This is a genomic window from Streptomyces sp. JW3 (assembly GCF_052216785.1).
Lineage (GTDB): Bacteria > Actinomycetota > Actinomycetes > Streptomycetales > Streptomycetaceae > Streptomyces.
On sequence record NZ_JBQOUX010000333.1, the window covers coordinates 1 to 235 of the forward strand.

The 235-nt window shown below is 77.4% G+C and carries 1 protein-coding gene; it reads right to left on the reverse strand.

Translation table 11 applies throughout. The features are described 5' to 3' along the window. The coding region (locus tag ACTT8P_RS38720; protein WP_442836471.1) for a hypothetical protein at nt 1-235 on the reverse strand (235 nt) is incomplete at both ends.

A 235-nucleotide genomic window follows, 5' to 3' on the forward strand; every position in this document is an offset into this window, starting at 1 on the left:
GTCGTACTCGGCGCGCGCGGTGACGACGGCAGGCGCGCGTTCGGCATCGGCGTGGGCGCGCACGTCCAGCTCGCGGTCGACGGTCCCGCCGAGCAGCACGGTGGTGGCCAGCTCGGCCACGGACACCCCGGCCAGCACGCCGATTCCGACGCGCGCGGCGGTGCCGCGCCGGTCGTCGGTGGTGTTCCTGGTGGCGAGCGCCCGTCCGATCGCACCGGCTGCCACGGCGGCGAGC